The following is a 19,303-nucleotide window of genomic DNA, read 5'->3' on the forward strand; positions in this document are numbered from 1 at the left end:
ATCAAAATGATAAAAAACTACGACACCTTCAACTTAATAGGTATTCGCTGATTCATATTGAGTTCAAAAGTTCCGTATGGATTGACATGATGATAAAATAAAGGTGTTAATCCCCTAAAATCTTCTGGAGTCATTTTCTTCAACCAATATTGGTTGTTGTCATAAAGAACCTCTTGTACCATTAAGGTATTCATATAGACTAAGCAATTTTGCAGCAATTGAAGTGATAAGGCAGACACCTCTTGATCTTCTATCGAATTGGAACGAATCTCACTGTTTTTCCCATAGAAAATATAAGTATTCACTGAGTTCCATTGTTCCACTGTATTTAATCCTTCATGGATCTCTCTTCGAATCTCTTCATAGTGTAAATAATCACATAAAAAGATCGTTTTAATCGCTTTTCCTAATTCACATAAAGCCTGATAGGTTGGATGTTTCGTATCCCTTGTAAATCGCTTTAATATGGATTCGGCAGAAGCAGTACCTAACCGTAGAGCAGTTGCAAACTTAATGATTTGTTCATACTGTTGCCGAATAAGATCCCAGTTAATCGGTCTACTTAAAACCTGTTGTAGGTGAGGATATTCCTCATTCATGCCGGATTCTGGACGATATAGCTTTTGAGATCCAATATTTTTAAACCGTGGCATCAGTTTAAAACCAAGTAGATGACAAAAAGCAAATGCAACGACACTTTGTCCGTGTGTATCGACATAATTTCTGTCAACCTCCATGTCCGTACAGTGACGAAGAACCCCTTCCATCATTGCTGCCACCTCAGAAGAAAGGCAGGACTTAAGCTGAGAATAGATACAAGCTGATTTTCGATCTGTATGCCAATAGATCATGACTCCATGCTTCTTATAACGAGGATGCCATTCTGAAAGCAAGTTCTGATCAAAAGAGCCAAAATGTTTTGAATCGGAAGCACATGCAGTGGTAGCTTCTCCCCATACCTCTTTCATTCGATTGTAGATGATATGGTTGGTAACCTCGGCGTTGGCTTTTCGCAAATGATCCTTATGAATAAATTTTTGGCGTATATATCGAAGTTCTCGATAACTATCTAGATGGTTTCCAGCAGAAACTGTTTTCAAACCTGTATTCGTTCCTAATCCAAATAAACTTAGAAGAAGCCTTCGTTGGACGGTTTCTCGATCTAAAATCTCCCGATTGGCGGTGGTTTTAAAGTTTTTGGTAAACTCCGTATGAAAATCTGTTTCTTTTAGTAAATCCAATAGGTTAATGTCGGTCCAACGGTTCTTAATCTCCTGTTTAAGCATCGTCACATGTGGAGGTTCTGGTTGCTTTTCGAGTGGAGTGACTCTAATCCATCCTTTATTATTTCTGGTAGTAATGGCTACTTTTTCGTTACTATGATCTCCTAGCCCTTGATTCAATAAATGGAGTTTATCTTTCATCAACTGTAGAATATCTTCAATAAAAGGCTCTACATCAAGTGGTGCTTTCAGTGCTTGAAAATATTCTTCCTTGTTCTCTTCAAAATCTTGAGGGAGATCTTCATCTGGGTTTCGATATCGATCAGCACCCTCAATCCAAATTTCTTTACACCGAAGTCGAGTGCGAAGCGATTGGATCACTGCAATTTCATAGTTGATTCGATTTACTCTTTCTATCCCTTTGCTGTCTGTCTCGACAATGACGTCTTTCCATTTTGGCTGAATTACGCCTTCAATGGGAACTTCATCACCAGCAGCAAAATAACGCTGCCCACTTTCCCCATACTCTCGAATTAGTTGTAGCTTTGAAATAAAGTTTGAGCAAAAAGATCTCGCAAATCCTTATTTTACGATAAATAAGAAGAATCCATTTGAAAAAAAGATTAATCAAAAAGGATTCTTCTTTAGCAGATTTAAGTTTGGTTTTTATAAAAAAGTTTGATCATTTTCTACCTGTGTTGCTCAACAATCGCGCCCGATAATGGAATGAATAGAATATTAATTTAAAGGTTCTAATTTCATCATTGCACCAAAATATTGTGAAGCAGTTGTAAAAGAGATAAATGCACATAATTCACTTATTTCCTCTTCAGTGAAATATTCTTTTAAAATATCAAAAGATGAATCAGCTATGTCACCCTTTTGTTTTAAAAAGACTTCTGCAAATCCTACTGCAATAGAAGTTTTTTCATTAAACTTATCTGGATCAGGTTTTCCTTTCGCCTTACAATACTCACATCCGTTACTTTGGGCTAATGTTCTCCTTACTTGTTCCTTTAATTCAGATGTTAGTAGTCCATCTTTTTCTAACACATTTCCTAACTGATTCCATCCTTCCATTACTTCTTTATTATGCCCCAATAGTCTCTGAAAATGTGTTTCCCCGAAATTAGATCCAACAATCCTTGCCATATAGGTACCTCCCTGTTATATTTAATTACAAATTAATTATAAAAAATAAAATCACTAAAACAAATTAAATTTATAACGATTATCAAATTAATCTTTTATAAAATTAACGATTATTGGGGATAGACTTTAAAAATGAAAATAGATGATATTGATAAAAAAATTTTAGATGAACTACTTAATAACAGCCGTCTATCAATGAGCGAGCTTGGGAGAAGGGTGAATCTGTCCTCCCCATCAGTAACAGAACGGGTAAGGCAAATGGAATCATTTGGAGTTATAAAAAAATATACTTTAGAAGTGAATTATGAAAAATTAGGTTTACCAATCCAATGCATAATTGAAGCAACAGTTAAAAATGGTGACTATAAATCTTTTAAAAATTATATTGAGAAACTTCCAAACGTCGAATTCTGTTATCGAATAGCAGGAAGTGCGTGTTATATGCTTAAAATGCAATTTGAAACGTTCGATAAAACAGAAAAGTTTATTGATGAAGTAAATCCAATCGCACATACTGTAACACATTTTATTTTTTCACAAGTTTCAACATATTTAAAAATTAATATGGATTGATAAGTTTTCAGTCAAAAGCAATACTCTTTATTTACCAGACAGTTAATTGAAATAGCATGCTTAAATAATAATGGAAATTCTTGAACGAGTTCCTGCTTATTCCACAAAATGGCCCGATTCTGGTATAACCTTATTCAATAATTGCGCCCGATTCCAGAAGACTATAGATTTCTAACCTTCGGCATCTGCCTTTGTTCTATGAACAGTACCAAAAGGATGATTAGGTGGTGCATAAATTGAATAAAGCTTTAACGGTATATTACCTGTATTGGTTACATTATGCCAAGTATTGGCAGGTACTATAATGGCAAAATCATCACCCGCATTTCTTACAAAATTCAGGTTATCTTTACTCTTACCCATCTGAACAAGTCCTTGACCTTCCTCAATTCGTAGAAATTGATCAACCTTAGGGTGAATTTCCAACCCTATATCATCTCCAACGTCAATACTCATTAAGGTCACCTGCAAATGACTTCCGGTCCATATAGTATCTCGATAGGTATTATTTTGTTTAGCAGCCTGATTGATATTTATTACAAAAGGTTCTTTTCCATGGTCATTTAATATGGAACTAGTATATCCCTGAGTGTTTGGATATGACCAATATTGATTTGCATAGCGCCTAGCATATGACATATTTCCATAGCCAAGACCAAACATATTATCATGATTACACATTTGCCCATTACTATAATAAGTGTTCGAATAATAAGGATACATATAAAAAGGGTTATTCATTAAAACATACCTCCAAAGATATATGATTATAAACCCATCATATGTCCCGCGGATTTAGAAGTTCATTGCTAATTCTTATTCCGTTATCTGGCCCGATTGCGGAATGAAAAATTCCTGCATTGATACAGGAATTTTAATCAAACTTTATTATAAATTATCGAACTTTTTTACAAATTAGCAGACTTTATTTTAAATCAACATTAGTTGGATAGCCTCGATAATCGGCTGATGAACTTGATTATTTGAGCGAAAAGTAAGGTTGTTTAAAATTTTAGAAAGGGACTTTCGATAATGACCTTGGTAAGAAGCGTGCATTTTCGTATAGATTTTTTCTTTGTATTCCCGGTTATTTTTTGTCATGTCCTTAATAATATCCCGAATCATATCAGAGCTAACAATAGGGAATAGAGTATCTTGAATGACCCCTTCTGGGTTATCTACGGTCGCTTTTAATAAATTGACAATATGTTTATTTTTCCCTTGGACTCTTTCTAATTCTTCTACTGCTTCTTTTCGGGTTGTATTTTTGGCCTTATTTCCGAATTTTAGCGCAATTTCATCCAATAAATCAGCTAAATAATCAATGACTTCCTCATGACGATGCGAAAATAAAATGGCAAGAAGGGTATAGCGTATAGGTGCAGGGTGAGCACGCAATTCCGTTACGGTTTCTGTAGCTGCACGTAGTCGATATTTTTTTACTAGTTTAGGAGACATCTGTTTACATAAACCATCAGGGATTTGAAGATGTTGAATGGCTAATAGTTTTTTGATTTCCATTTCCATCGTACTTACACTTGGTTTGCCTGGAGAGGATAGCAACTGGCGAAAGGTTAAAATGTCGTTGTTTTCTTCATCAGGAATTTTAGCTTCGAAATAACCATCGGACCCTTCATCAGAGTGTGATTCAAGAAAGGCATCTAATCGTGAACAGGTCTTAGGAGAAAGTTGTTGATAGGTCATTTTATATAAATTCTTTTCAAAATGATCGATAGCAGATTCAATCATTCGCTTCAAACTTCCTAATGAAGGAGGTTCAACTTTCCACGTACGAAAGAAACTGTATGCTTGATTTTTCAAGTAGTCGGTATCATGTGTAAACTGAACCTGTTCTCCTAACCACTCTGCGAAGAGATGTTTGTCGTTTGCAGTAAGTTCTCGAAATCCAAAAAGGTTACGTATTGCCTTTCGATGTTCCGTATAACTTCTTTCTTTTCCACCCCAACCATAGTTGTCAAAAAAGTCCTCTACCGAAGCATCTACTTGATCAGCTACATGTTGGACAACTTCTTTGGGCACATCTTGCTTCTTGTTAGGAAACTGTGCTTCCTGTTGGAAATATTTAAGAAGGACAGCAAACCCTAAACGGTTTGCGCTTGTTTTCTTACTTAGCACTAAGTGATTTTAATTTGGCAATAAACTAAAATGTTCATCGAGTTCATTTTGATTCCAATTTCTCTTCAATGGTTTCCCTCTTCTCACTATGTCATTTTATAAACAGTATAAATTTCGACATAGTGAGCTATCAACAATACTTATCGAAATTATCAAAAAACAACTTTACTTTTATTGGAAATAATCTTGCGGACTAGAGCAGCTACCCTGTCACTAAGCCTATCGGAAGGAAACAAATAGTTTGTCCTGATTCTATCAAAAGGTTTATTTTTTGATACCAACATTTTTAGGCATGAAATGTCGGCAATTATTATCTATTTTGTTTTAAAGTAAATATTGAAAGGGAGTAAACTTATGGATTGGCTAGAAAGAATGAACAATGCGTTAAACTACATTGAAAATAGCTTGAATGAAGAAATAGACTACAAAGAGATTGCAAAAGCAGCTAATTGTTCTGAGTTTCATTTTTCAAGAATGTTCTCTTCAATCTCAGGTATATCGCTATCAGAATATATTAGACGTAGACGGTTAACACTCGCAGCATTTGAAATTCAAAAAAGTGATATTCGGATCATTGATGTGGCAATTAAATATGGTTATGTTTCTTCTGATACTTTCTCACGTGCTTTTCAAAAAATGCATGGAGTAACCCCTTCCAATGCTCGTAATAGAGGGGTACAGTTAAAAGCCTTTCCCAGAATTTCCTTTCAAATTTCTATTAAAGGAGATACCGAGATGGAGTACAGAATTGAAAACCTTGATTTTGAATTAAGAATTGTTGGAAAAAGTAAGCCAGTAAAAACAAGCAGAGCATTTAAAACAATCCCTACGCTTTGGAACACTGCGAAAAAAGATGGATTTATGCAAGAACTAGTAGATATGTCATGGGAAAATCCAAAATGCACGCTTGAAAGCCTTCTGGGGGTTTGCGGAAAAGAAGCTGCCATAACAGATGAACAATTTTCCTATTTCATGGGCGTAAGATACGATGGGGAATCCCCAGAAAATATGGAGACGCTTATTATTCCCGCAAGTACATGGGCAGTTTTTCCGAACATAGTGGATGCATGGAAACGTTTATATTCCGAGTGGGTCCCTACCTCCGAGTATGAACTTGCAAATTTACCGTGTATAGAATGTTATTACGGTCCGAAGCATAAACCAAGACACGAACTCTGGGTCCCTGTTATCCCGAAGTAAATTACATATTCAGTAATAGAATGCTGTTTATGGAGTAACGAAAAAAGAGCCTAATTTCTCAATTTAGGTGATGGGAAATCAGGCTTTTTATATTGGAAATTCCTTATCGTTGTAAATCCGCATTTTCCTGACGCTACCCCAGTTAGAAGAGATGGGGGTGCAATTCATTTCTTTAAAAGAAAATATGGATACAAGAACCTCTACAGGCAAAGCCATGTTCCAAATGATGTGTGTCATTGCAGAATTAGAAAGAAACCTTATTGCTGAGAGAGTAAAGGAAGGACTTGAAGCAAGTAAAAGGCGTGGGAAAACATTAGGTAGACCCAAGTTGGATAAAGAAAAGCTTGCTGTTGCGCTAAGGATGTATGATAGTGAGGAATATTCCATAAAGGAGATTGTCTCGGCAACTGGAATATCACAAGGTTCCTTATACAGAGCAGTCAATAGAAGAAAGCTTGAAGAACTAAAAAAATAGGATTTTATTACTTCTCCAAAGTTACTTTGCGGTCTACAGCAGGAACCCTGTCACTAGGCCTATTATAGCTCCATAATAGGTAGCAAAAAAAGGAGCCCATATAGTTAAATCTCCATTTGTTGAATCCACTTTAAAGTTAAAAAAGGTATAATTCAATATTAGTGGGAAAAGCATTAATAATATAACAAATGTTATTGCACTACTTAATATAATTTTCTTATGCTCATAAGCTTTTTTCATTATTCCAGTAATTTTCAATTGACTCTTCTTCTTTCCTTATACTGTAATATAGTCTTTTAATTCTTCTTGAAGTAGAAGAATTGCAGCAGTACTTAATACGATCTTTCCATTAGCAAGTTCAACATTGCTATCGCTTATCTGTCCCGTAATTATACAAGCTCGTGCATGTGAATATTTACGAAGAATAATCTTATCTGTATCAACGAAAATTTCTAGTGGGTCTTTAATGTTAATATCCATTACTCTTCTTAATTCAATTGGTATTACAACTCTTCCCAACTCGTCTACTTTTCTTACAATTGTAACTTTAAAATAAAGTTTGATCAAAAACGTTCGACAAATCCATATTTTACGGTAAAAGAAAAGAATCCATTTTGAAAAAAGATTGATCAAAATGGATTCTTTTCTTTTTGAATGAACATTCCTTTTTATAAAAAAGTTTAATTAAAACTCACATAGAATCCTTTAATCTAAAAGGAATAAAACGGTGCAACTTTTTTGTAAACGGTATAACTTTCTTTAAAACGGTACATCTTTTTTATAAACGGTACGACTTTATTTCAAATCCACAATTGTGTAGGTATTGACGAGAATAAATCATCTTTGGAGATTCTTGAACAAAAATTAAAGTTGCCAAGGTGGAACCCTTGGACCTATTCAAATTTCTACAAAAGCTGTGCAAAAATATGGAACGGTCCAATTAATAGATGTTTATGGGGGCAACTATAATGTGTTTCCATTGGGTTGAGTTAGGAATATCAATCTGAGAATGGGACTGGCATCAGTCATACATTTTATGCCTGAATCTTTTGAAAAAATAACGAATAACGAGTTTGACCCACATACAAAGTGGCCCTTGGATAAGCAAGTCATGGTTATCAAATGTTTAATAATCGTGAGGACGACTGTATAAAAGTCGTTTTAAAACCGTTATCCTATTAGTTTAAATGGATGAATTGAAAGTTAGCATAATTGCGAACCCTAAGCGAAATGTTGAATGGACTTCCACACTTTGTATAGAAGTCTTTTTGTCTGTTATTATTTAGATTATTGGATAATTCAGCTCGTAACTTGGGTAGCAATAATATGGTGGTCTCAGTCCTATTTTTGGCATGGGCCAGGAATCCTCCATATAGACCATCCTTACTTTTTCATTTGAATGGTTTACTAGCAATAGCTTTACTTCTGGATTAAATTCATATCTCAAAATGGTAACCCCCTTCCATTAGGAATGTGTGGATTCTCCCCCATCAACATGAAGAACTTGACCAGTAACAAAACGAGAATCATCAGAAGCAAGATAGACAAAGGTTGGTGCGAGTTCAAATGGATGGGCAACTCGTTCCATTGGATTAAATGCTCCATATACAGCGACTTGGTCTGACGAGAAACTTGCTGAAATAAGTGGGGTCCAAATTCGGCCGGGGGCGACGGCATTGACTCGGATCCCTTGTTTCACGACATTTTTAGCCAAGGCACGTGTCCAACCAACTATTGCGCCTTTTGTGGCCGTATAATCAATCATTTGCTGCTCACCTACATACGTCACCACTGAAGAAGTGCCAATGATTGAGCTGCCTGGTTTTAAATGAGGAAGCGCTGCCCTTGTTGTGTAAAAATGAGAGTATATATTAACTTTGAAGGTGTCATCGAATTGCTCATCTGTAATGTCAAGCAGACTTAGTTGTTGGAATTGGATACCAACGTGGTTACAAAGAATATCGAGACGTCCAAACGTATTTACTGTTTGTTCTACAATGGAGATACACTGTTGTTTGTCTCGCAAGTCCCCAGGCATTAGAAAACAACGTTGTCCGAGTTGTTCAATCCTCGTTTTTGTTCTATTTGCATCCTCATGTTCATCTAAGTATGAAATAGCAACATCTGCGCCTTCTTTAGCAAACGCAATTGCTACTGCTGCACCAATACCACTGTCACCCCCTGTAATAAGTGCTACTTTTCCTGTTAACTTTTCACTCCCTTTATAGTTCGGGTTTTCGATAATTGGAAGGGGTACCATCAATTTTTCCACTCCGGGATGGCGCAGCTGGCGCTGTTCAGGTAAACTTATCGGAATTTCTTCGTAACGTGTGATTTTCCCATAGTTAGGGTACATGGGATAAGGTTGAGTTTTCATGTTCGCTTTAAACATTTGTTGCATTTGCTTTATTTGGTCTAATTGACGACTTTGATCCTTTTGATCCATGGAAACCTCCTATAGAAATAATTTTCTTCTATAGAATGTTTATGTTGTTCACTACAAATAAATTAAAAAAGTGTGAAAAAAGTGGTTTACTTTCAACACAGAAGCTTATTCTTCCTCAAAAGAGACACCTTTTTTCTTTATTGAACTGAGCTTTAGGACAAGGAGCTTTACTCAATATTCTACCCCTTTAACGGATCAACTTATTTTTACTTAACAGTTCTTTAATCCCGGCTACCTCAAGAATAGTACCTAAAAAAATAGGTCAACCAGAAAAAACCGGCTAACCACATAATACGATTTGACCCTATTGCTGAATAACAAAAAATACGTTTTGTTGTTCCACAAATTCTTAATATCATGAAGTAATTCTGTAGAGATGTTCAGTTTCCATTAACCAATCTCGGCGAGCAACGAGAGTTCTAAATGTGATAAAGTCGCTCTTTTTGCATCCTCTTTCAATTGATTCCATGGACTGTTTGTAGAACCTTCTGATACCTCGAAAAGTTGATTCACGCTCTCTTTTTGATTTTCATTAAGTAAGTTATGATAAATCATACGATAAGACCTTTTTCGAACATCATTGGCTGCATCTTTTAAAGTATTGTAGATGGGAAGTTCATATTTTTAATGTATTAGCTCTTCAATTGCTACATTGACTAGGTCAGCAGGTTCGTCTTTACTGTATGCGAGTTTATTCATTGTATCTATCAATTACTTTTTGACCTTCTTGGCTAAATGGTCGAATAAAAAGACTTCTATACAAAGTATGAAGTCTTTTTGGAAAGAGAAGAGGATTACGGTTTTAAAACGACTTTTATACATTCATCCTCACGATTATTAAAAATTCGATAACCATGACTTGCTTCTTCAAGGGACATCTTGTGTGTGATAATATCTCTTGGGTCAAATTCGTTATTTGTTATTTTTTTAAACAATTCTGGCATAAAATGAATGACTGGAGCCTGTCCCATTTTAAGATTAATATTTCTAATCCAAAATGCACCTAATGGAAATAGATTATAGTTACCCCCGTAAACACCAGTCATTTGCACTGTCCCATACTTTCGGACAGCTTTAGTAGAAATTTGAATAGGTCCAAGGGTTCCGCCCTGCAGTTTGAATTTTTGTTCCAGAAACTCTAGGGGTGATTTCTTTCCGTCCATACCTACACAATCGATGACGACATCTGCCCCACCATGTGTGATCTCTTTTAAATGTTCGCCCATATCAGGGTATTTTGTGAACTCAAATACCTCAACATTGTTCATCTTTTTCGCATGATTGATCCGGTAATCCAAGTAATCAACTGCTATTACACGCTTTGCACCTTCCATCCAGGCAAATTTTTGTACCATCAACCCAACAGGTCCGCATCCAAGAACAATAACTGTATCGCCTGATTTTACACCTGCATTTTTTACACTCCAATAAGCTGTTGGCAGAACATCCGATAAAAAGAGCAGTGACTCATCCTCCAATTCGCATGACTCCGGGATAACAAAGGGAGTGAAGTTTCCAAAAGGGACTTTTAAATATTCAGCCTGACCACCCGGATGGTTACCGAACTTCTCAGTATAACCAAAGTATCCGCCAGAATCATAATGAGGGTTTGAGTTATCACATTGGCTTTCCATTTCATGTTGGCAATAAAAGCAATGTCCACATGAAACATTAAAGGGAACGACAACACGGTCTCCCTTTTTTACTTTTGTGACTTCAGGTCCAACTTCTTCCACAATACCCATTGGTTCGTGGCCAATAATATATCCTGGGGGTAATGGCATGTTACCTTGATATAAATGCAAATCAGATCCGCAAATAGCAGTAGAAGTAATCTTAACTATAATATCGTCTTTTTTTTCTAATTTTGCATCCTCTACTTGATTAACCTGTACATGATTTGGTCCTTGATAAGTTACAGCCTTCATAAATGCAGGGCCCTCCTATTTCTAATACTGTTAACACTCTTAACTATTGTCAACAAAGAAAGTAAATAATATACTTAGTCACTCTTAGCGTAATTGTTTTATGTAAGTTAAAGAAGTCGCACCGTTTTGATTACGAAGTATTGGTGATAGCTCTCGAATTAGTTATTGTAAGTGTATATAGCGTGAATTAATTCGGGGAAATATTTGGATTATTCTTTGAGGGAAGAGGTATTTCATTTATTCCTTTACTCAAATCTTCACTGCTATTCTAACTTATTTAATAGAATTTCAGCCTTATGCTTAACCCCTTTAGAACTGTGTTTAGCTTTCATCACTGTAACCCTACTCTCCTCAATACTTTTCAGCGACTTACTTGTCCACGTACCACTATCATTCACAAGGTTTACTAACAATCTATCATAAATCGATTTCCAATCATTTATTGCAAGTGATGATAAAATTAGCATTGATAAAGAGCGATCTTCTCGCTCAACTTCAATAATATTGAATTTCTTCCCACTTATCATATATACTTCTGCAATCACATAACGTCGTTTCGTGATATTATCACTCAATTTCGTAAATCTGCGGTCTCCAATTCCCTCTGGTAACACATCTATAAATGCTCGTATCGCACTTACTTCTGGATATTGCTCCATTATTCTAAGGACATTAATGAAATCTTGCAATTCACCTTGTACTTGAATTTCAGATAACATTTGATGTTCTATTCCTCTTGCTAGTTTTTGACCTCCAGTGTCTGCTGTAGATCGAATTGAATCATTGCTGCCATAGTATTTCTTAGTATTTTCATCTTCTTTCGTTCGCTGCTTTGAGGAACTACTTTTAATTCGTTTGATTTTGGGTACCGATGTATATTCATGTTTCAACTGATTCATTTGTACAAGATCAAAGTCTTCTGTAGAACCATCTACTTGTTCATCTAATGTAAAGCCCTCTTCATCACCCTGTCTATTTAGAAAACGATAAGTGTATTTCTTTGCCTCATTGGATTTCTCTTGATTTTGTATTTCTGGATGCGAAATCGAAATATGTTGGTACGGAATATCTTTATTTTTCACATTAACAATTTGTAATACTGTACACGTGTTATTCTTCTCCTTTACACGAGCTGTTATTGTAATCGGTTGTGTAAAGTTCCATTCGAACTTCAAAGTCTTTTCCTGCAACCAAGTAAATGCTATATTTTCATAGGCTTGTCGTAGGTCTCGATTCGTTAGCAACCACACCAATTGATAAATGAACGTTGTCTTTGTGTATTTCAATTCATATTGTGATGAAAAGCTAAGATGGATTTTATTAGGTTCATATGTTTCTGTGAAGAACTGAGGAAATGAATTCGATTCAAACAAGCGATATAAAAGGAAGCCGTTCGGAGCTAAAATGCTACGCAATACTTCAATGACTGGTAAAATCACATTCTTTCCATCAAAAGAGAACACGAAACTACGGGAGGTTGCAGGATCACTGCTTCCTTGAATAGACCAAGGGCGTTCGTGAAATTTAACTTTATTAGGATAAATAGTCATATCGATTTCTTGTACACTTTCAGAAACTTGACTAGCCGTTATGATGCCATCAGTATAATAATGTTGGATTGCTAAGCATGGTAATGTACCCCAATCCATTAATATACCTTCTGTACGACCTTGTGAGCGAAAATAAGCTTTGATTATCATTTTATGATCATATCGAAATGGCTCACCAATCCATATTAGTTGTGCTTTTTCACCTTTAGCAAAAGGCCAAGCTAGTTTAACCTGTTGTTTGCTCATAACTTTTCACTTCCTGTTTTGTTCGTAAATACTCTTCCAAATACGGTTTTATTTCGTGAAAATGATGTGACTTAACAGCGCCAATACGCTGTACTTTCCATAATAAAACTGGTTCTTGCTCCAGCAACATACGATCAATAATTTTACAGCATCGTCGAATCTGAAACTGTTGTATAGATTCCGTAATTTTATTTAGATATTTTTCAGTTTGTGGCAGCTTATCAAGATGTTTCTCCAAATTTGATAAGATTCCTAGACGTTTCCCAATTATCGAAATCGTGATACGTACGGGCTTTTCCAGTTCAATTAATTCTTTGTAAAGCTGTTTAATTTTAGAAAGATATTCTCGATCACGTACGTCCCAATTGACAATTGATTTTGGCTTTTCCTTCGCCTGAATTATAGGTAACTGTTCAAACAGCCATTCTTTATCATTTCGATATAAGTAAATATATTCTTTCGGTAAACATTGACGAATTTGTGTTCTCGAGTAACTTGGATATTGCTGCATTCCTTTTAATAATTGCTTTCGATACATATGTAACATTGGTGGGAAAACTTTATCAGGTAATTTCTCTATTTTCTCAACTGAGGCAAGATGTCCTTTAACTGTTTTCGAATCCACGCCAAGCATTCTAGCTAATGCTCTTATACTGTAGGTTCCATCAACTGCTAATTCATGTAATTTAGCCTTCCAGACATCTCCATACGCTTTTGTACGTCCAATACGATATTTATCTTCAGATAATCTATCAGGACCCTTTCTAGCGTAAATAAAGCCACAAGAGCATTCAAACGTGCCAATGGGTGCATTTGATTTAAAATCCCTTGTAACATTTACTTCATGAATCACAAATTCCTTATAATGATTAGCTGCTTTATTTAAACAGGGCCATGGGCCACTACCGAAAGGACCTGTATCAGCTTCAATTTGTAAAAAGGACTCCAAATCTTGTTCTAAGAAATAAAGAATAAGCAAATGACGGAAAGGATGTACATGACGTTTTAGATTGCGTGTAATGACCTTCAGCCAATTGTATTCATCATTTACATTGATTGCTGATTCGTACTCATCTAAAAAGCCTTTTGGGAACTTTGATTGAAATGCTTTGTATAGCTCCTTTTGCCGAATTCGATTAGACGTTGTTATTAAATTACGCTCCCGTAAAAGAACACGATATTTAAGATTAATAGATTCTCTTGAAAATTGATGTATTGGAACTTGCAGCAGTTGATAAGCCATCTTTGCTAAAGCAATTTGAATGGCTATAAACTCTTTTAGTTCAACTTCTTGAATCATTGATAAGTTCATTAGCTTTTTATCAAATCGAATAAACTCAATTCGACTTTGCTTTGAAAAATCGATAGGATACTTCATTAATTTCAGTTCATGATGTGCACAGAAATCAATCCCTTGTAGCTGGTGCTCACGATGAAAATAGGGTTCTCCATGTTGCTCAATATCATTAGTTGCACACTCTGGGCAATAAAAGAGTCCATTCTTTCTGCAAATGCTTCCTGCAACTATGCCAAGTCTTGTATAAAGTCCTTTTCCATCTACTTGAACATCTTGTAGAAGTTCTTTCTGGCGTTGCTTGGAAAGAAACGAAGCATAGTAAGGGTAGATCGTATGCTTAGCTAATAAGCTTTCAACAGAATAGTTGGAGCCTAATTGCTCAGCTAATATAGAAAAATGACTACCAATCTCTACACTCGGTATTACAGAACGACTTTGAAACACTTCTTCCAATGTATCTTTGTAATCAATATTTCCACTGTAAAAGTGATATCGCGCAATCGCCGAATATATCAATTCATCTGGATATGGATCCGTAAAGAATGGCAGCATTTGATTCCCTCCTAGTAGAATTCCTTCAAAGGATTTTTAATGTATCCATTTGCTTTCAATAATTCATGAGGATGTTGCTTTTTGTCCAATGCTCGCTTTCTTAGCGTTAGTAATGGTAAAACCTCTGCATTTTTCACTTTTGGCTTATCTTTTTGTTCCTTCTTTTGTTGATTTAATGCAATCGCCTGCTGAATTACATCTGATTTAAGCTGGTGAAAATCAATATCAAGTGGATTTTCACCGACTATTTTTTGTACGAGTTTTTTAATGTCGTTATCTTTCAAACTATCAAAAATATCTAGGGCTGCCACTTCGACACTTAAAGTTTCTATAGTGTCTTGGCGTTTATACTGGATTGTATTTTGGCGTTCCCTAAACGCTTCTTGAATACGCCCTGTAACTTCTGTATTTCGCTTATGATTCAGCATTATTTCATCAAGGTTGATCATGATATCTTCATATTTCGTCATTTCAGCCAAATTGTTCTTCTGAATAGCTGTCATCATCGGTTGAATCATTTGCATATCGTCTTTGGCAGTCTTTTTTAATACTTTTGGTGTAATAATTTCATTCGGATTATCCTCATCAAACAATGCTCTTTCTTGTGCTAGAATAAATAAGTTTACAGCAACAGAAGTTATCCCTTGGCATTCATAATAAAATGCCTTTTTCGTTTCCTCTGTAAGCTTGGATTGGGTTTTTAAGCACTGTAATTCCCAAAGCGTTTCTAGGAAGAACTCCCATTCTTCACTATCTTCCGCCATACGATCCCAAATAACTGCTTCACTTGCAGCACGTCTTGCCTGTCTGAAGTTTCCTTTGAATAGTTTTTGCGCTTTAGAAGTACCGATTAAGACTGTTGGAATACCAACTGTATTGGACAACGTTACAAAAAAATTAAGCATTTCTTCCTGATCGTTTTTAGAATGTAATAAGTGCTGGATTTCATCAATTACTAGAACACCGATACCATACATGCTTGCCAGTGATGTCATATGCAACAGCATTGTCGATGTCACCCGGTTTAGGTACCCGAATTTTTCAAGATATCGTGTTTCTAGTAAATCATCAATCGCTTTAAAGAAGCTTTTACAAAGGGTAGATAAGCTTCCGTCATAAGGACAGTCAATTTTGAGCCATACAATTTGGGTTCGATTAAACGGTTGTCCCTTATATTCTTCATGCTTGATCACCTGTGGATACATAAGCAAAAGACGTTCAATTGCTGTTGTTTTACCAATTCCAGAAATACCGATAATGGATAAGCTATCGGCAGTTGAACGAATATAATTTAGTCGTTCATCTATATATTTGTGAGCCGTTTCCTCTTCCTCACGCAATTCATGCAACACACGAACACGTTCTAGAAATGTTCTATCTAATGGGTTACGCGCTAAATAACCTCGCCGAATCAATGTAGACAATCGACGTTCTACCTCGAAATGAATCGGTAACGGCTGGATAAAATTTTTCACACGTTTTAAGACGTGGTAACGAATATTCGTTTCACTTAACTTATCTTGATCACTAATTCGTGGGGTCACCATAAATCGCTCTAGCACATCATCCTCATTGAATATAGGTGGAAGAGCTTCGATGAAGGGATTATTGGTATATTCACTTAAAAGTTGCTCCTTATAGACACCTTTCTCAAAATCTCCTTTTAAGACAACCATGTCATTTGTCTTTCCCAAATTCCTCATCTCGCTTCTTCTTTAGTTTTTCCATAAGACGTGAGCTTGATTTCTTAGGTGGTGTTTCATCAATCTTCTCTTTTGTAACGAAGTCGATTACTTCAGCTGCTTCACTAACTTTATTAGGTGATAAATCAAACTTTTCAGTTTCACGGTTTAACTGTTTTTCAACATCCTTGTTATCACGAATAGCAGCTATTTTAGCTTTCTTACTTGTTGGTTGATTAAAAGATTGTTTTTTGTTCTTCACAGCTTTTTTAATAATTTCTTCCAATGCAGCATCAGTATTTACTGTGAGCTGAATTTGATTTGTTCGTTCCATTTCTTCTAGTTCATTCCGAAGTTGTTGTTGGAAGACAATTTCTTCTAAGAAGTCACCTTTATATTGCTGACTAGGTTCTAATAAAATACATGTTTCAAAATCCATTCCGTTATCGTGAGGAATATAGATTTTTTCAATATGTCGCGGATCATAAACGATTTCTAAACTTCTATTTTTCAACTTCAAATACCATTGCTCTTCAATCGCTTGGCGAGAACCATATAGAAGGTTTTTAAACTTGATTCCAGCTCTTGAAACTGTCGCTTTTCCTCTTGGAAGCACGTTCAAACGAAGTACATTTCTATCAACTTTTCTTAGTCTTCCTTTACGATTTTGAATGCCCCAATTCCATAAGTTAATTGGCGTTGGCACTAGTCCATCAGCTACCATTTCTTTTTCAACAGGATATTTATCAATGACCTTTTGGTTATGATACAGCGCCATTGTAATAATTAGAGATGTAAATTCCTTTAAATTCAGAGTAGCATTTAAGCGATAATCCTGATCTCCTCGTTCTCGATATTCCTTTTGAATTGCTCCGGGAGCTTTTTGCTTTACCTTCCCATTAAACGTACGGAATTTCCTTTCAACAATCCCTTTCAAATCCCCACGATAAGCTGTAGTATTCTCAATTTTAAGATTAAGATTATTAATTAAATTCTCTACCGAATACCCTTCAAACTCACCTCGGTCAGCAATAATAATTTCAGGTAAATGATGTGTTGGCCATTGCTCAGGAGTAATATCAATTCCATATTGCTTACAAAATTCTACTTTATCTGCGATCATATTATCTAAAGCCATCATTGCACCAATCCATGATGGACCTTCTAGTCCAACATAAAGACCTGTAATAATACGTGAATACACATCAAGTACTGCATAAATAACTGGTCGCCCAATTACTTTATTTACATCAAGCGAACTAACCAAGTAAATATCCGCAATGGTAGCATCAACTTGAAATCTAGTACCTGGACCATTTGTTTCCGATTTAGAGTCACTTAAAATAGGGCGATATTTCAATTCATATTCTTTTGTACTTTTACGGAACTGAATATCTTTTTTTGGGTCTTCAAGTTTTTTAAACCAATAGTAAAATTGATGATATGAGGGAATTCGAGTGGCATCCCAAATACGGTACTTCATCTCACCATTTTCCTTATAGCGATCAGAATAGAAGTCACGCAGAATGAAATTATAAACATCTTTCAACGAATAGTTATTTGAAGCTCGGTAATACTTGTTAATGGCGTGTTCAAATTGAACTTTTACTTCATCCGTAATATTAATACCTGTTTGATATTCATTACTGATACTCACCTTTCGTGGGCGACCTACCTTAGCTTTATTTAAAGTTTTTGTTTTACCTTTTCCTCCCGAATTCGAGTAATCAGGGAGCATTGCATTTTTCGTCATACCTCGCTGCCAATAACGGCTAAGTAGCTTTTTTATTTTCGTAGAACTTGTTCCACTTTCATCTGCAATTTCTTTTATTTTCTTTTCACGACCACCTTTTTGAAGCAATGCTTCCATGTGTTCTAAACAATAATGTTGAATAATCGACCAACCCTCATCTCTTTTCTGAATTCGAAGGTCGGATAATTCACTATCTATTATTACTTTTGCAAATGGATCGCTAATCAGAAGTAATTCACCTTGCTGGATTTCCTCTATTAGATTCGAATATAATTCCTTTTTCGGCATGGAACTAATTGCATCAATATCAACAATAAACACATGAAACTCTTCCATCTCAATGATACGAATCCGTTTAGAATCTACTGTATATTGAAGTACTTGATTAATATAAATCATCCATATTTCACCTTCTTCAAGTTGCTTTCATCAATATACTTAATTTCAATCGACTGCTCTAAATCCAATGGCTTTTGCAAATCAATGACAATAATTTTTCTAGCAAGTAAGTGATAAAAAAGCGTAACACCACTACCAATTGGCAGGTGTGTATCTATATCGAATTCATTTGTAATTGTTCTTATGCTTGCCGAACTATCTAGCAATCTACTTAGTAATGACATAACCAAGTCTTCAATGTTTTTCGCATTCAATTCTTGAAACACATCATAGCTACAAATATCATAATAATCGTGAATATAGCTAATGTTTCTCGCAATTATTTTATTGATTTCTTCTTCTGTTACAATACCCCAATCAATTCCTTTACGCTTCCAATATTCTCTTTCAATTTCGAACTTCTCAAGTACATTCTCTTTTAATAACTCATCTTTCATTTTAATTGTACGTGCGACTTCATGAATCCCTTGCCCTTTATTAATTGTCAATAAAAAATCCGTTGTCATTACAATAGGCTCTCCGTTTTTCGGATTTCTAGGATGCTTTATTCCAAGTTCATCTGCTATCAAAAGCGTTTCTTCTTGAGGTAATAAAGGAAACTGCTCTCTTATATCTGTAATAACATCAGAAAATTCAGTCAAGTAAAAGTAGTTTCGCTCTAAGTCTGATAAAAATTCGTGCTGTCTACTAG

13 protein-coding genes and 4 pseudogenes are annotated in these 19,303 nt (G+C 35.4%); 4 read left to right on the forward strand and 13 right to left on the reverse strand.

Annotated features, from left to right (window positions below; all coding sequences use genetic code 11):
* Window positions 1–17: 17 nt before the first annotated feature.
* A pseudogene (locus MKX29_RS07710) lies at window positions 18–1,775 on the reverse strand (Tn3 family transposase); the annotation flags it as partial.
* Between the two features lie 186 nt (window positions 1,776–1,961).
* Window positions 1,962–2,375: a carboxymuconolactone decarboxylase family protein gene (locus MKX29_RS07715; protein ID WP_116354206.1), complete on the reverse strand. Its 414-nt coding sequence runs from the start codon at window positions 2,373–2,375 to the stop codon at window positions 1,962–1,964.
* A 132-nt stretch (window positions 2,376–2,507) separates the two neighbouring features.
* On the opposite strand from MKX29_RS07715, the gene MKX29_RS07720 reads away from it, so the two are divergent.
* Entirely contained in the window at window positions 2,508–2,948 is a 441-nt protein-coding gene (locus MKX29_RS07720; protein ID WP_116354207.1) for an Lrp/AsnC family transcriptional regulator, read from the forward strand.
* 171 nt (window positions 2,949–3,119) lie between these two features.
* On the opposite strand, the gene MKX29_RS07725 is transcribed toward MKX29_RS07720, so the two are convergent.
* Together MKX29_RS07725 and MKX29_RS07730 are read right to left on the reverse strand one after the other, a co-directional pair.
* Window positions 3,120–3,689, reverse strand: a complete 570-nt coding sequence (locus MKX29_RS07725) for a cupin domain-containing protein (RefSeq protein ID WP_223254522.1) — start codon at window positions 3,687–3,689, stop codon at window positions 3,120–3,122.
* 198 nt (window positions 3,690–3,887) lie between these two features.
* Window positions 3,888–5,153 (reverse strand): annotated as a pseudogene (locus tag MKX29_RS07730) (DUF4158 domain-containing protein); the annotation flags it as partial.
* Window positions 5,154–5,438: 285 nt separating this feature from the next.
* Between MKX29_RS07730 and MKX29_RS07735 the strand changes: the two are divergent.
* The gene (locus MKX29_RS07735; protein WP_010731423.1) at window positions 5,439–6,284 is read left to right on the forward strand and encodes an AraC family transcriptional regulator; all 846 of its coding nucleotides are present in this window, start codon (window positions 5,439–5,441) and stop codon (window positions 6,282–6,284) included.
* 139 nt (window positions 6,285–6,423) lie between these two features.
* Window positions 6,424–6,759, forward strand: a pseudogene (locus MKX29_RS07740) (recombinase family protein); the annotation flags it as partial.
* 276 nt (window positions 6,760–7,035) lie between these two features.
* On the opposite strand, the gene MKX29_RS07745 reads toward MKX29_RS07740, so the two are convergent.
* The gene (locus MKX29_RS07745) at window positions 7,036–7,299 is read right to left on the reverse strand and encodes an AbrB/MazE/SpoVT family DNA-binding domain-containing protein (protein WP_373370967.1); all 264 of its coding nucleotides are present in this window, start codon (window positions 7,297–7,299) and stop codon (window positions 7,036–7,038) included.
* A gap of 270 nt (window positions 7,300–7,569) precedes the next feature.
* On the opposite strand from MKX29_RS07745, the pseudogene MKX29_RS07750 reads away from it, so the two are divergent.
* Window positions 7,570–7,941: pseudogene (locus MKX29_RS07750) on the forward strand (glutathione-dependent formaldehyde dehydrogenase); the annotation flags it as partial.
* 283 nt (window positions 7,942–8,224) lie between these two features.
* Here MKX29_RS07750 and MKX29_RS07755 read toward each other — a convergent pair.
* The 8 genes from MKX29_RS07755 to MKX29_RS07790 form a co-directional block, all read right to left on the reverse strand.
* Window positions 8,225–9,205: an SDR family oxidoreductase gene (locus tag MKX29_RS07755; protein ID WP_341104947.1), complete on the reverse strand. Its 981-nt coding sequence runs from the start codon at window positions 9,203–9,205 to the stop codon at window positions 8,225–8,227.
* A 390-nt stretch (window positions 9,206–9,595) separates the two neighbouring features.
* Entirely contained in the window at window positions 9,596–9,760 is a 165-nt protein-coding gene (locus MKX29_RS07760; protein WP_002006642.1) for a hypothetical protein, read from the reverse strand.
* A gap of 239 nt (window positions 9,761–9,999) precedes the next feature.
* Window positions 10,000–11,133, reverse strand: coding sequence for a zinc-dependent alcohol dehydrogenase (locus tag MKX29_RS07765; protein WP_000649059.1), 1,134 nt, complete (start codon window positions 11,131–11,133; stop codon window positions 10,000–10,002).
* 263 nt (window positions 11,134–11,396) lie between these two features.
* A complete protein-coding gene (locus MKX29_RS07770; RefSeq protein WP_000043576.1) occupies window positions 11,397–12,929 on the reverse strand; it encodes a Tn7-like element transposition protein TnsE in 1,533 nt (510 codons plus the stop codon).
* On the reverse strand, window positions 12,910–14,778 hold the full coding sequence (locus MKX29_RS07775) for a TnsD family Tn7-like transposition protein (protein WP_000936538.1): 1,869 nt from the start codon (window positions 14,776–14,778) through the stop codon (window positions 12,910–12,912). Before MKX29_RS07775 ends, MKX29_RS07770 begins: the two co-directional genes overlap by 20 nt.
* Window positions 14,779–14,789: 11 nt before the next feature.
* Window positions 14,790–16,481, reverse strand: a complete 1,692-nt coding sequence (locus MKX29_RS07780; RefSeq protein WP_341104950.1) for an ATP-binding protein — start codon at window positions 16,479–16,481, stop codon at window positions 14,790–14,792.
* A complete protein-coding gene (locus MKX29_RS07785; protein WP_000639389.1) occupies window positions 16,456–18,612 on the reverse strand; it encodes a Mu transposase C-terminal domain-containing protein in 2,157 nt (718 codons plus the stop codon). The genes MKX29_RS07780 and MKX29_RS07785 overlap by 26 nt, the downstream gene beginning before the upstream one ends.
* Window positions 18,609–19,253, reverse strand: a complete 645-nt coding sequence (locus MKX29_RS07790) for a TnsA endonuclease N-terminal domain-containing protein (protein WP_227494627.1) — start codon at window positions 19,251–19,253, stop codon at window positions 18,609–18,611. Before MKX29_RS07790 ends, MKX29_RS07785 begins: the two co-directional genes overlap by 4 nt.
* Window positions 19,254–19,303: the final 50 nt, after the last annotated feature.

Source organism: Cytobacillus sp. FSL R7-0696 (genome assembly GCF_038006865.1).
GTDB lineage: Bacteria > Bacillota > Bacilli > Bacillales > Cytobacillaceae > Cytobacillus > Cytobacillus kochii.